Origin of the sequence: Marinobacter zhejiangensis (assembly GCF_900114775.1) — a bacterium.
Taxonomy (GTDB): Bacteria; Pseudomonadota; Gammaproteobacteria; order Pseudomonadales; family Oleiphilaceae; genus Marinobacter; species Marinobacter zhejiangensis.
This window is the reverse complement of the sequence record NZ_FOUE01000002.1, coordinates 275,435-288,389: the sequence shown is the minus strand read 5'-3', so window position 1 is coordinate 288,389 and position 12,955 is coordinate 275,435. Positions and strand designations below refer to the sequence as shown.

Sequence of the window (12,955 nt, the reverse complement as noted above, 5' to 3'; positions counted from 1 at the left end):
ATCCGTAGATGACTGTGTGGTGACAACGAGGGCGCATTATATAGAGCTTTGCCCCCGTGTCAACGCTTTTCAAAAAACTTTTTAGAATTTTCTTCAATTACATAGCATCGATGGTCGCATCGCGACCCTGGGCGTTCTTCCGGTATTCAATCGGAGTCATCCCAGACCAGCGTTTGAACGCCCGATAAAAGGTACTCGGCTCTGAGAACCCCGTCAGATACACGATTTCATCAATGGACTCATCGGTGGTCGCCAGCAACTGGCGCGCAAGGCGATAGCGAAAATCCGCCAGTACCTGATTGAAGCTGGTTTCGGCTTCCGTCAAACGCGTACGCAGTGTGCGGGCCTTGATATCCAAACGTTCGGCCACGGCATCCAGAGTCACCTCCCCGCTTTCCAGCAGCTCGGCAATGATGCGTTCGACCTGCCCCACGATATCTTTCTTTTCGAGCCGCGCAACCTGCTCGCTGGCAAACCGTTCATGCAGGGCCAGCAGTTCAGGTTCCGCATGGGACGACGGGTAAGAGAGCAAGCTGGTCGAGAAATAGAGCCGGTTTTCCTTGGCTCCGAACCGCACCTCACACTCAAGAATGTCTGCCACCAGATCCTGGCCACGGTCACGTTCGTGCTCAAATTCGATTCGGGACGGGTAAAAGCTGCCATCGGTGATGGACTTGAAGAAAGCCACCAGCCCTTGCACAAAACACTCATTAAAATGTTTCAGGCGGCGGACTTCTTCGGAGGCAGTATCGAGAACCATGCAGGCTTCGTCACCTTCAATGATGAAGTCCGTATTCGCCGCGTCGCTCAGCAAGCGCTGATAGTTTTGCGCCCGGCGCAGACCTTCACCAAAGGTGGGACTACTGAGAAAAAGGTACTCCAGCACCTGCCCTCGGTAAACCGGCAACAGTTTCCCCAGTTGCAGTCCGATGTCCGGATCACCTGAAACATCTTCAAGAACTTGCCAGAAATACAGCTGGGCATTGTGTGGTGTTCGAAGCTGCTCGGTGTAGACATAAGCCTCGTCAACACCAAGCCGGGTAAAAACTGCATCAGTATCGATTCCCTTCTTCTTCATTGCCTGATAGATCAAGCGCAGCATCACACCAGCATCACGAAGTTCCTGCATATCATCCCGCTTATAGTTGTATATTTTTTTCTACGTTGGCCATCCAGACCAAAGGGCCAGTAGGCCGAGTCAATGTCCTGACCCAATGAGTTTGCCAGACTCAGGCGCATTCGAACAATATTAGCGTAATATCGGGCAATTTGGGCCAATAAGGCACAGTTGTACCAGATTTTTCACAGTTCTCAAGCGATTGCAGGAGGTCGGCACCGCCATGACCGCAAACTACACCTATAACAAACAGGCTCCGGGGCTCTGGCCACTCTATAGCCGCGCAGTGCTACCGAAGCAAAAAAACCTTACAGCGCCATCACTGCCGGCACTCAGCGCCAGGCTGACGGGCGTCAGCACCATCGGGCCAAAGCTAGCACGTTATGAGCAGGTATGCGGTTTCGCGCCTCACACATCAGTGCCAATTACTTGGCCACACATCCTGGCGTTCCCGCTGCAACTTAAGCTTTTGACCGATAGCCAGTTCCCTCTTCCGCTTCTGGGCCTGGTCCATTTGCGGAACAGCATTACCCAATTTCGCCCGATCGGTACTGGGGAACGACTGGATATTGAAGTGCGGCTTGATGGCGAAACGCAGACCGACCGCGGCCTGGAATTCGACCTCGTTACCGAATGCTTCTCATCCGGTCAAAAGGTCTGGGAAGAGACCAGCACCAACCTGTTCCGCCAAAGCGCAGCCGGCAGCGGCAAGCCTGGCACTGGCAGCAAACCCGAACTGCCCCGCTACCCGAACACCCTGGACGTCAAGGCGCCAGAAAACCTGGGCCGTCGCTATGGTAAGGTTTCCGGGGATCTTAACCTGATTCACCTCCATGCACTGACCGCAAAGGCGTTCGGGTTTCCACGGGCCATTGCCCACGGTATGTGGAGCAAGGCCCACGTACTCGCCATGCTTGAACAGCAGGAGAATTGGCGGAAAGGACCGCTGACGGTACGCTGCAGCTTCAAGAAACCGTTCTTCCTGCCCGGCAGCGCGCAGCTGAACTGGCAGGAAAATGGCAACACCTGGGACTACCAGCTACTGAACAGCAAGGGCGATGCCCCTCACCTGTCCGGCGATATTACCTGGCACCAGGATTAGCAGACTGGGTTTTGAATAGCGGCCGGATTTACTCGGCCGCCTGGTGACGAAGGGCGTCGGGTTCAGCAGCGCTGGACTCCGGCAAGGTGAAATAGAATCGCGCCCCGCCCTGCTCCGGGCGCTCAAAGCCAATCTCTCCGCCCTGGGATTTGATCAGGGACTGGCACATGGGCAAACCAATACCCATACCCTCCGGCTTGGTCGTGTAGAACGGCAGGAACAGCTTGCTCTCTGCATCCTCTGGCAGTCCGGTGCCCCGGTCAGTGACGTCGATACGCACGAAACCATTGCCGGTACGCACGGCCGTGACATTAACCGGCTCGGAAGAGCCGGCGGCCCGAGTTGCTTCCAACGCATTGCGAATCAGGTTGAGTGTGACCTGCTGAACCTGTACAGGGTCCGCCATGACGTCTTCAACGCCGTCCTCGACCAATACATTCACCCCCCCACCGTTATGCCGCACATCGACTTCGGCAAACTGCCGGGTGTCTTCCAGCAACGCCGCCACAGGCACCACCTCCTTACCGGAAGCCGGCTTCTTCACAAACTGACGGATGCGGCGAATCACCTCACTGGCGCGATGGGACTGGGCTTCGGTTTTTACCAGAGTTTCACGAAGCAACGTCAAATCCACTTCGTCGTTGTCGATCAACCGCATGGCAACCCGCGCATAGTTCGTGATCGCGGTTAATGGCTGGTTGACCTCATGGGCAAACCCGGCGGCCATCTCCCCCAGAGTCGACAGTCGGGACGCATGAGCCAGCTGCTCACGCTGTTCCTCAACCATATCCTGGGCGGCCTTCAGCTCGGCTTCCCGCTCAAGCTCCTCGGTGATATCGCGAAAGACCACGACCGCGCCCAGAAGCTCATCACCCTCCAGCTTTGGGGACGAACGATACTCGGCAGAGAATACGCTGCCATCAGGACGGGTCATGGTGACACCACGACGATGCTCTGATGTGCCCAAGCGGCAAGTGGCCTGAACCGGAAGCTCCGACTCTGACCCAGGTTCGTCACCCTGACAGCCCCAGTCCCGACAATGGGTCAGGAAGAAGTTGGAACCAATGAGCTCATCGCCGGAGCTTCGTACAATGGCTTCCGCAGCGGGGTTGGCAAAGATGATGTCGCCTGAGGCATCAAGCCCATAGATCCCTTCACTGATGGCATTGAGGATGCGGCTCTGGTCACTTTCCAACTGACGGTTACGCTGTTGTAACTGGCGCTCCAGTCGCACGACACTGGCATGTGTTTTGACCCGTGCAATCACTTCTGCCGCCTGGAAGGGCTTGGAAATGTAGTCCGCTCCCCCCAGACTGAACCCTTTCACCTTGGCTTCAACATCATCCAGGGCAGACAGGAAAACAACCGCACTGTCAGCGGTCTCGGGATTGGCCTTAAGCTGTTGGCAAACCTGGTAACCGTCCAGCTCGGGCATCATGATGTCCAGCAGGATTACCTCCGGCCGGTCACGGCGGGCCAGGGTCAGCGCCTTCTTGCCGTCATTGGCGATCAGCAGCCGATACCCCTTGTCTTTCAACGTTTCGTAGAGAACCTTCAGGTTCTGGGGGTTGTCATCGACCAGCAAAACCGTTGCATCGGCACTTGCACAGACCTGTTCACTCATTGATTCGCAGCCAGTTGAATACATACTCGCATGATGCCCCTCAGACTAGCTGGCGTCGATACGGTCCTTTACGGACAACACCATACGAACGAGGTGCGCCAGGGAATGGGTGCCCATCTTGTGCATAACCCTTGAACGGTGGATTTCTACCGTCCGCTGACTGATCTCCAATTCAATGGCAATAACTTTGTTGGCCTGACCGGCAATCATCCGATCCATGATTTCAGCTTCCCTCGGGGTCAGCGTCTTGATCCGCTTCAGGATCTCTTTCTGCTCCCCCAGGGTCTTACGCTGCTCGCGGTCCTCAGACAGAGCCACTTCGATCTTCTCCAGCAGCGCCTCCTCCCGGTAGGGCTTCTGGATAAAATCGACCGCGCCCTCTTTCATGGCATCAACGGCCATGGGCACATCGCCGTGGCCGGTGACAAAAATGATCGGCAAGATGGAATGACGTTCGTTAAGCCGCTTCTGAAGCTCAAGGCCGTCCATGCCCGGCATCCGGATATCTAGCACGATACAGCCGGCCATATCCTCGGAATAGTCTTTCAGGAACGCATTGGCGTTGTCGAACGTCGCGACGGTCTTGCCATCAGACTTCAACAGCAGCTCCAGAGAGTCCCGTACCGCTTCATCGTCTTCTACAACATATACCGTTTGCTGGATGTCACTCATGCTCTACTCTCCATTTGCCAGACCACCATGAACGTCGGCCCAAGGTTACTCATGCTATTTATTGTCTGTTGTTGCCGTCGCAGCAGCGTGCTCCTGCCGCTCATGTTCCCGCATTGCCTCCAGCCGCTGTTGAATCAAGCCATAAATCGTGCCTTTCGGGTAACAGCCTTTCTTGTCAGGCACACCCGCCGGGCGCCCCATCAACAAGGCAACGGCTTCTTCCACGGTTGACACCGAGTATACGGCGAACCGGCGGTCCCGCACCGCCTGTAATACTTCCGCATCCAACATCAGGTTCTGCACGTTGGTTGAGGGCACAAGCACCCCCTGGGAACCGGTGATCTCGGTAAACTGGCAGGTCCTGAAAAAGCCTTCGACTTTTTCGTTGGCACCACCAATAGGCTGAACCTCGCCAAACTGGTTGACCGACCCCGTCAGCGCCAGATCCTGACGGATCGGCACACCCGACAGCGACGACAACAGTGCGCACAGCTCTGCCAGCGACGCACTATCACCGTCGACCTCACCGTAGTTCTGCTCAAAGGTGATGCTGGCCGACAAGTGCATGGGGTCGGTCACCGCAAAACGGGAGGCCAGCCAGGCGCTGAGAATCATCACCCCTTTAGAGTGGATGTTGCCCCCAAGTTTGACGTCCCGCTCGATATCGATGATATCGCCACCGCCATAGTAGGTGGTGGCAGTCACCCGGTTGGCCAGGCCAAACTCAAACCCGCCGGTGGACATGACGGATAGTGCGTTGACTTGCCCGACCGTTTTGCCGGATGTGGAAATGAGTGTGGTTCCGTCACGGATGGAATCGTACAACTGATCCCGAATGCGGCTTGAGCGGTACTGAGCACTGCTTAACGCCTTCTCCACATGCTCTGCCGAGATAAGCTGGGCATCGTCCTGGCGCGCCCAGAAATCGGATTCCCGCAACAGGTTAGCGATGTGGGCAGCATGTAGTGAAAGCCGGTCCTGGTGCTCCGCCATACGGGCACTCTGTTCGATAACCCGCGCTACGGCACGGCGGTCACAATGCAGCAGTTTCTTCTCCATCACCAGGCTGGCAATGAACTTTGCGTACAGCAGCTGACTGTCGGGGGTTCGATCCATTTCATTTTCGAAATCCGCGGTCACCCGGAACAGTTCGGAAAATTCGGGGTCGTACTCCTGCAACAGCATCCAGGTTTCGCGGTCGCCGAACAATACGATCTTGACGTCCAGCGGGATCGGTTCCGGCTCCAGGGATATCGTCCCCGACAGTGTCATCTCCCGTTCCAGCGAATTGATCTGCATGGCCTTCGAACGCAATGCCCGCTTCAGCCCATCCCACACAAACGGCTGTTCAAGTACCTTGATGGCATCCATCAACAGATACCCGCCATTGGCTCGGTGCAGGCTGCCTGGGCGCACAAGCGAAAAGTCGGTGAACACCGACCCCTTGAAGGTCACGTTCTCAACGTATCCGAACAGGTTGTGGTAGGTTGGATTGTCTTCGACCACCACCGGCATTTCGTCATTCTTCTGATGAACCAGGACATTCACCTGGTAGCGTCGGGGCAGTTTTTTGTCGAGTGAGGCATAGGCAATCGCCGCCTGCTCGTCATTTTCTTCAAGGAAAATATCGAGATTGTCAGCCAGGTCCAGGCGCACCGACTCCAAATAACTCACCACATCGTCAAATTCGCGATACCGGGCAATCAGCTCATCAATCTGATGGCCGGAAATGCTTTCGAGGGTTTCCTGGTTGAGGGCATGCTGCTGCTCAGCATACTCCTGCTCCCAGTCTGCAACTTTCCGGACCGCCTGACGCAGCTTCTTCTCAAGCTTATCGATGTCTTGCTCGAACCGGTTGCGGGTTCCCTCGGGGAGCGCATCAAACGATTCGGCGGTGTGCGGCTCTTCCCCATTCATCGCGACCAGGCGGTAGCCGCCAGGGGTCGTCACCGTCAGGTTGATCTTCTTGCGGCGAGCCTGATCCGTCACTTTGGCCAGCTCTTTGTCCTGGCGCTCGGCGAAGTCCTCTTTTAACTGAGAGGCACGTTCCAGAAAATTGTCGCTGTCGAAGGTCTGAGGCACCATCTTCATCAGGCGCGTCATCAGCTTGTCCATATCCTGCCGGAGCTGGTTGCCCCGCCCAGCCGGCAACATCAATACTTTCGGGACCCGGGGCTCTTCGAAATTGGCGACATAGCACCAGTCGTGCGCCTGCTGACGGGTATCCACATGATGCTCAAGAAAGCGCAGCATCATCGTACGCTTGCCCAACCCGTTGCGACCAACCGCGTAGACGTTGTAGCCACCATGCGGCATCGCCAGCGCAAACCGTACCGCCTCCTGGGCGCGGTTCTGGCCGACAATTTCTGCCAACGGCTCAAGCTGACGGGTGGTTTTGAATGGAAAATCTTTGAGGACGCAGGCTTTGTAGAGCCGTTGTAAGGGCAATGCCTTCAAGTTAAATTCCTGTACCGCGACGATTATGGGTTAATGGACCAAGAGTAGCGCAACAATCAAGGGTTTATCACACTACCTGATGCTCATTGTAGAATCTGCCATGGCTGCTGTCTCGCTCTGCCTCAAGTTTCACCGCAGATTGCCGATATAATGATCAATCGTAACCCTGAACTGGCAGTCGCTGGCAGCCCGGCACAGAAGCGCCGCTGCTGGAAGGAGTGACTTACTTGGACATCTATCGCAATACCTATCAACCGGTATCAACCCTCGATCGGCCGAAAAGCGAGGGCAACCATCGTCCGCCACCCGCTGAAGAGGCCAAAGCAGCCCCCAATCAGACGGCCACAGACCGTCGCCGTCAACCAGATAGACGCCGTAGCCAGGAACCCTTCGATGGCCCCGACCGCCGCAAGCGGAAAACACGCCGTCGACCTCTCCTGCTCGACCCCAAAACGGCCGAGTCAGCCCCTTTGGAAGACCGTCGAGGGCGTCTGTTGGATGCTAAGGCCTGATCCGACAAACCAGAGACCTTCTTCACTCTTGTTTTGAGAGGTTCGTCACATAATGGCGCTTGGTCATTTTTAAGCCCACGACCTCAGAACTAAACTTCCACTCCCGACCACTGCGCCTGTCGGGAACACAATAATCATAAGACTTTGTATGGATACGCACCTATGATGCCCGATTCCGCAGATCGCCGAATCAAGGAACGCTATGCCGCGCAATGCCTAAAGGTCAGCCTCAGGGAAAGGGGTTTCTTCGGGCGGGAAAAAAAGCCAACCACGGTCTGTTGTCTCGACATGAACCGTTACGGTATGGGTATTCTGTCGCCAAGGCCGGTGGAGCCGGGCTCGCGACTGCTCCTTGATTTCCACGGCAAGTACATTTCCGAGACCAACGTTCGCGCCATGGTTGTTGACTGTTACCCCTACCAGTCAGGCTTCCGGGTCGGCGTTCAGTTCACCAACTTTCTGTGTCAACGTAGCTACTCCCGTGCCGTCGACAACGCCCTTTCGCGCATTGAAGCAATCTACAACCGGTACGCCAGCTGACCAACAACCCTGCCCCGGCCTTCAGAACAGGGACCGCCCAGCCCGTTAGTTGAGCTGTATCATTGCCTAGCGGGCCCGGATAACCAAGAATGTAGGTATCCGGTGATCGGGAGGACATCATGGCCAACGAACAGCCGCAATCGCCCCTATTCAACTGGTCCCAGTTGTGGATGATGTTGGCACTGCTGCTGGTGGCCATCTACCTGTTTAATTCGCCGAAAAAAAACACGGTTGCAGACCTTCCGTACAGCAGTTTCAAGTCTCACCTTGCCGACAATGCCATTACCCGCGTCGAGATGCAGGGCAACCGTATTCTGGGTGAGTTCCGTGAACCCCAATACCTGGAGCGGGACGACAAAGCCTTTAGCGAGTTTCAGACCCGAGTACCTGCAACCGGTGATGACCGCCTTCTTGATCAACTCGAAGCTCGGGGGGTTGTACTCGTTGTCCGTGATGACGACGAGAATTCGACCCTGAGAGCGATACTTTCGATACTGCCCTGGGTCCTTTTACTGCTCTACTTTTTCTGGCTGTCGCGACGAACCATGGGACAGCTCAGCGGCAAAGGCAGCCCGTTGGATTTTTCCCGCCAGCTTGAGGCCCAGATCAAAGGGGACATTCCCGACACCACCTTTGAAGACGTCGCGGGGCAAGACAACGCCAAACAAGAAGTCCAGGAGCTTATCGAGTTTCTCCGAAACCCCGAACAGTTCCGCAGTCTAGGTGCCGAGGTTCCCCACGGCATCCTACTCATGGGCCCACCCGGCACAGGAAAAACCCTGATGGCCAAGGCTCTGGCCGGAGAGGCCGGCGTACGGTTCTACCCCATATCGGCGTCCGAGTTTATTGAGGTGTTCGTCGGTGTTGGAGCTTCACGGGTGCGGCAGCTGTTTGAAACAGCCAGGAAGAATACCCCCAGCATCATTTTCATTGACGAACTCGACAGCATTGGTCGCACCCGCGGCACCGGGCTCGGCGGAGGCCATGATGAGCGGGAGCAGACCCTCAACCAGATTTTGGCTGAAATGGATGGCTTTGCAGGCCATGAGGCGGTGATCGTCCTGGCGGCAACCAATCGTCCTGACGTACTTGACCCCGCCCTGCTCCGGCCCGGTCGCTTTGACCGTCATGTGACTCTGGACCTGCCTGACCTGAAGGGCCGGGTAGCAATTCTTACCGTTCACACCCGTCATGTCCCCCTGGATCCAACCGTAGACCTCAGCAAGATTGCAGCCGGCACCCCAGGTTTCTCCGGTGCCGACCTCAAGAACCTGGTCAACGAAGCCGCCATGGCTGGCGCCCGGACCCAGTCCACCGCGGTCACCATGGCAAACTTTGATGAGGCCCGCGACAAGATCATCCTGGGGACAGCTCGAAGTCTGGTCATATCCGCCGAAGAGAAACATCGTTTAGCGGTGCATGAATCCGGCCATACCCTGGTGGCGCATTTCCTGCCCAACGCCGACCCGCTGTACAAGGTGTCCATCGTTCCCAGAGGACAAGCATTAGGGGGCACCCATCAGCTCCCGGTCGAAGAGCGGCACACCTATTCTGAGGATTACCTCAAGGACCGCCTTGCCGTGATGCTTGGAGGCCGTGCCGCAGAAAAGCTGCTACTGGGTACCGTCAGCTCCGGGGCCGACGATGACATCCATCAGGCCACCCAGCTTGCCCGGTCCATGGTCAGCCGTTGGGGAATGTCCGATGAGGTTGGTCCGGTCGACCTCCGCGCCAGCGAGGGCCACCCGTTCCTGGGGAGAGAAATCGCCCAACCGCGCCATTACAGTGAACACGCAGCCAAAGTGGTTGACGATGCGGTACAACAGCTTCTGTTATCGGCCCAGAATACAGCCATGGACCTTATTGAAGCCCACAAGCCAAACATTGAAACGCTGATCACCCGCCTTGAGCAAGAGGAAACACTGCACCAGCAAGCCATAGAGGAGTGTCTGGGCTCCTCAGTTCCTCGCTCGTTTACGACAATTTCTGGTAGCAGCCACCCGGTGGATTAAAGAGGCAGTTATTGCCCCCTTTAGATGATGCCCGCCTCCAAAGCTGCGGCGACGGCCAAACCAAGCTCTTCACACTGGACAATAAAGTCCTGCTGAAAATCCCCCCGACACAGGAGCGGAGGCTGTACCAGCCGCCAACGTAACCCGGTGGTGATCGATTCAATGGCACGCCGGGTCCCGGTTCCGTCATGACCGGCACGGATATAAAAGGCAAACGGAAGTGCCTGAGTCTGCTCCAGGCAAGGATAGTAGCAACGATCGAAGAAATCCTTCAGGGCGCCACTCATGTATCCCAGGTTCTCCGTGGTCCCGAGGATAATGGCATCACAGGCAAGTACATCGTCCGGCCCGGCATCCAAAGGAGCCAGCACCTTCACGGTAATCGATTCAATATCCGGGTGGCGGGCGCCCTCCACAACAGCGTTGCGTAAGGCCAGTGTGTTCGGCGAGGGTGCGTGGGCGACAATGAGTAGCTGCCGTTTTTCGGACATCTCACTCTCCCCTGGCAAAGGACGGTTTAGTGTCTTTGGTCGAGACTGCCGCTGACCTGTACAGGAGCACAAGTCAGCGGCGGGCAAGGCAGGTTTAGATCAGTTCACCGGTTTCGCTGGGCTGTGCGGCTTCCGCCTCTTTCTTGCTTTCCGGCTTGGGCATCAGCTTGTCGCGAACCTTGGCTTCGATCTCGTTGGCCATGTCCAGGTTTTCTTCCAGGAACTTGCAGGCGTTGGCCTTGCCCTGGCCGATCTTGTCGCCGTTGTAGGCATACCAGGCACCGGACTTGTCCACAAAGCCTTCCTTCACGCCCATGTCCAGCACTTCGGCCATGTGGTAAATGCCCTTGCCGTACATGATCTGGAACTCGGCCTGACGGAATGGCGGGGATACCTTGTTCTTGACGACCTTGACCCGGGTTTCGTTACCCACAACTTCGTCGCCATCCTTAACGGAGCCGATGCGGCGAATGTCCAGGCGCACAGAGGCATAGAATTTAAGGGCGTTACCACCGGTGGTGGTTTCGGGTGAACCGAACATAACGCCGATTTTCATACGGATCTGGTTGATGAAGACCATCAGGCAGTTGGCCTGCTTGACGCTACCGGTCAGCTTACGCAGGGCCTGGGACATCAGACGAGCCTGGAGGCCGACGTGGGAGTCACCCATCTCACCCTCGATCTCCGCCTTCGGCGTCAGTGCCGCCACCGAGTCAACAATGATGACGTCAACCGCGTTGGAGCGCACCAGCATGTCGGCAATTTCCAGAGCCTGCTCACCGGTGTCCGGCTGGGACACCAGCAGCTCGTCCACATTGACGCCCAGCTTCTCGGCATAGATCGGATCCAGCGCGTGCTCCGCGTCAACGAAAGCACAGGTCTTGCCCTGCTTCTGGGCTTCAGCAATCACCTGCAGGGTGAGCGTGGTTTTACCGGAGCTTTCCGGACCGTAGATTTCAACGATACGGCCGTATGGCAGACCACCAATACCCAGCGCAACGTCCAGTCCCAGAGAACCGGTGGAGACCGCAGGAATAGCTTCCCGGGGCTGATCGCCCATTTTCATGACGGCGCCCTTGCCGAACTGACGTTCAATCTGGCCCAGTGCTGCGCTGAGTGCTTTCTTACGGTTGTCTTCCATTGCTGCGATGCCCTCTTTAGGTCTTCAAACCTGAAACATGGACCGGCCGGTTGAGGCGAACCTTCTCAACGCCATCCAGTATCAAACTGTATATTTGAACAGTATTAAAGCATAAGCCGATGGGGAGACCAACCCCCTAACTGCGAACCCGGCCAAGAAAAATGTCACATCGTTTTGACGAAATCGGTAACTGCCTGCAATACAAACAAAACTGACTGCCTGCGAATGTCATCACGATCGCCGTCAAAATATTTCACAGCGGTTTCGGTGTGATCCGGTCCACTACCCCAGGCAAACCAGACCGTGCCAACCGGCTTCTCCGCACTACCGCCTCCGGGCCCGGCAACCCCGCTGATCGCAACCGCAAGGTCTACCCCAGCGGCTTTGATAGCCCCGGCCACCATCTGCCTCACGACCGGTTCACTCACGGCTCCATGCTGATCAAGAGCGTCTCTTTCAACGCCAAGGAGATGTTGTTTTGCCGCATTGCTGTAGGTCACCAGGCCCGCCATCAGGTAGGCGGAGGATCCCGCACGATCCGTCAGCACCTTGGCCACCCAGCCACCCGTGCAGCTTTCGGCGGTCGCTATGGTGAGCTGTTTCTTCTCCAGCAGTTCACCGAGGCGCAACCCGGCCTGCTCCAATTCCTGATCACCCGCTGTCATCGTGTCCCCTATCCGGTTCGGATGCTCCCAAGCTCCATGGTAGTTTCTTAACACCGGAAGCTCCACAGCCGCGCGGGGATATCAGAGCCAACCGCATAACCGCTCTCTGGGCAGCGGCATACTGGATAACGGCTTACTGGCTAACTGGCAGCCCGAAGATACTGAAGTACACAAAGTTGTACCAGGCGTGAAGAACGAACGCCGGACGAACGCTCTGGTGGCGATCACGAAACCAGCCGAACAGCAGCGAAGGGAATAGAACCATCAGCGCCCACAACGGCGGATGGCTGAAGAAATGCAGCCCACTGAACAGCAGGCTGGTCACCACGTTGGCAAGACTCAGTCCAGCCACCGCTTTCTGGCCCCAGGCAGTATCCATCAACCACGTTTGCAACCGACCCCGGAACAGGTATTCCTCGACCACCGGATAGATAACAACCAGCCACAACCACAGCCGCCACTGCGCGACGTCAACTTCAAACCTAACGGGGGCCGCCATTAGCAAGGTAAACAACAGGGCACACACACCCGGCCCGGCCAGCATGGCCAGCCAGAAAATGGGCGAACGGCTGAATGGCCGTGATCCGGCGGTTAGCAAGGTTGTCGCGACAATCAGAACGGT

At 56.7% G+C, this 12,955-nt stretch carries 11 protein-coding genes; 3 read left to right on the top strand and 8 right to left on the bottom strand.

Annotated features, from left to right (window positions below; all coding sequences use genetic code 11):
- Positions 1-97: 97 nt before the first annotated feature.
- A complete protein-coding gene (locus BMZ67_RS06740; protein WP_092021191.1) occupies positions 98-1,129 on the bottom strand; it encodes an AraC family transcriptional regulator in 1,032 nt (343 codons plus the stop codon).
- A gap of 211 nt (positions 1,130-1,340) precedes the next feature.
- Here BMZ67_RS06740 and BMZ67_RS06735 point away from each other — a divergent pair, with 211 nt between their 5' ends.
- On the top strand, positions 1,341-2,219 hold the full coding sequence (locus tag BMZ67_RS06735) for a MaoC/PaaZ C-terminal domain-containing protein (RefSeq protein ID WP_092021190.1): 879 nt from the start codon (positions 1,341-1,343) through the stop codon (positions 2,217-2,219).
- Positions 2,220-2,247: 28 nt separating this feature from the next.
- On the opposite strand, the gene BMZ67_RS06730 is transcribed toward BMZ67_RS06735, so the two are convergent.
- Genes BMZ67_RS06730 through BMZ67_RS06720 form a run of 3 tightly spaced genes read right to left on the bottom strand, consistent with a single transcriptional unit; the run spans position 2,248 to position 6,972 of the window.
- Positions 2,248-3,843, bottom strand: a complete 1,596-nt coding sequence (locus BMZ67_RS06730) for an ATP-binding response regulator (RefSeq protein ID WP_092021189.1) — start codon at positions 3,841-3,843, stop codon at positions 2,248-2,250.
- A 45-nt stretch (positions 3,844-3,888) separates the two neighbouring features.
- Positions 3,889-4,515 carry a response regulator FixJ gene (gene fixJ, locus BMZ67_RS06725; protein WP_092021188.1) on the bottom strand — a complete coding sequence of 209 codons (627 nt, stop codon included), beginning with the start codon at positions 4,513-4,515 and terminating at the stop codon, positions 3,889-3,891.
- Between the two features lie 54 nt (positions 4,516-4,569).
- The gene (locus tag BMZ67_RS06720; RefSeq protein WP_092021187.1) at positions 4,570-6,972 is read right to left on the bottom strand and encodes a Lon protease family protein; all 2,403 of its coding nucleotides are present in this window, start codon (positions 6,970-6,972) and stop codon (positions 4,570-4,572) included.
- A 674-nt stretch (positions 6,973-7,646) separates the two neighbouring features.
- Here BMZ67_RS06720 and BMZ67_RS06710 point away from each other — a divergent pair.
- Positions 7,647-8,024: a PilZ domain-containing protein gene (locus BMZ67_RS06710; protein ID WP_092021185.1), complete on the top strand. Its 378-nt coding sequence runs from the start codon at positions 7,647-7,649 to the stop codon at positions 8,022-8,024.
- A 119-nt stretch (positions 8,025-8,143) separates the two neighbouring features.
- Positions 8,144-10,036 carry an ATP-dependent zinc metalloprotease FtsH gene (gene ftsH, locus BMZ67_RS06705; protein WP_092021184.1) on the top strand — a complete coding sequence of 631 codons (1,893 nt, stop codon included), beginning with the start codon at positions 8,144-8,146 and terminating at the stop codon, positions 10,034-10,036.
- Between the two features lie 20 nt (positions 10,037-10,056).
- Here the strand turns inward: ftsH and BMZ67_RS06700 are convergent, their stop codons facing one another.
- The 4 genes from BMZ67_RS06700 to mrtJ form a co-directional block, all read right to left on the bottom strand.
- The gene (locus BMZ67_RS06700) at positions 10,057-10,527 is read right to left on the bottom strand and encodes a flavodoxin family protein (protein ID WP_092021183.1); all 471 of its coding nucleotides are present in this window, start codon (positions 10,525-10,527) and stop codon (positions 10,057-10,059) included.
- A gap of 94 nt (positions 10,528-10,621) precedes the next feature.
- Positions 10,622-11,668 carry a recombinase RecA gene (recA, locus tag BMZ67_RS06695; protein WP_092021182.1) on the bottom strand — a complete coding sequence of 349 codons (1,047 nt, stop codon included), beginning with the start codon at positions 11,666-11,668 and terminating at the stop codon, positions 10,622-10,624.
- A gap of 164 nt (positions 11,669-11,832) precedes the next feature.
- Positions 11,833-12,333: a nicotinamide-nucleotide amidase gene (gene pncC / locus BMZ67_RS06690; protein WP_092021181.1), complete on the bottom strand. Its 501-nt coding sequence runs from the start codon at positions 12,331-12,333 to the stop codon at positions 11,833-11,835.
- Between the two features lie 133 nt (positions 12,334-12,466).
- Complete coding sequence (gene mrtJ / locus BMZ67_RS06685) at positions 12,467-12,931, bottom strand: JDVT-CTERM system glutamic-type intramembrane protease MrtJ (RefSeq protein WP_217642466.1); 465 nt, start codon at positions 12,929-12,931, stop codon at positions 12,467-12,469.
- Between the last annotated feature and the right edge of the window lie 24 nt (positions 12,932-12,955).

Bases quoted from the DNA above. Each gene is read 5' to 3' on its own strand.
- BMZ67_RS06740 (WP_092021191.1), bottom strand. From the start codon at position 1,129: ATGCAGGAACTTCGTGATGCTGGTGTGATGCTGCGCTTGATCTATCAG.
- BMZ67_RS06735 (WP_092021190.1), top strand. From the start codon at position 1,341: ATGACCGCAAACTACACCTATAACAAACAGGCTCCGGGGCTCTGGCCA.
- BMZ67_RS06730 (WP_092021189.1), bottom strand. From the start codon at position 3,843: ATGAGTGAACAGGTCTGTGCAAGTGCCGATGCAACGGTTTTGCTGGTC.
- fixJ (WP_092021188.1), bottom strand. From the start codon at position 4,515: ATGAGTGACATCCAGCAAACGGTATATGTTGTAGAAGACGATGAAGCG.
- BMZ67_RS06710 (WP_092021185.1), top strand. From the start codon at position 7,647: ATGATGCCCGATTCCGCAGATCGCCGAATCAAGGAACGCTATGCCGCG.
- ftsH (WP_092021184.1), top strand. From the start codon at position 8,144: ATGGCCAACGAACAGCCGCAATCGCCCCTATTCAACTGGTCCCAGTTG.
- BMZ67_RS06700 (WP_092021183.1), bottom strand. From the start codon at position 10,527: ATGTCCGAAAAACGGCAGCTACTCATTGTCGCCCACGCACCCTCGCCG.
- recA (WP_092021182.1), bottom strand. From the start codon at position 11,668: ATGGAAGACAACCGTAAGAAAGCACTCAGCGCAGCACTGGGCCAGATT.
- pncC (WP_092021181.1), bottom strand. From the start codon at position 12,333: ATGACAGCGGGTGATCAGGAATTGGAGCAGGCCGGGTTGCGCCTCGGT.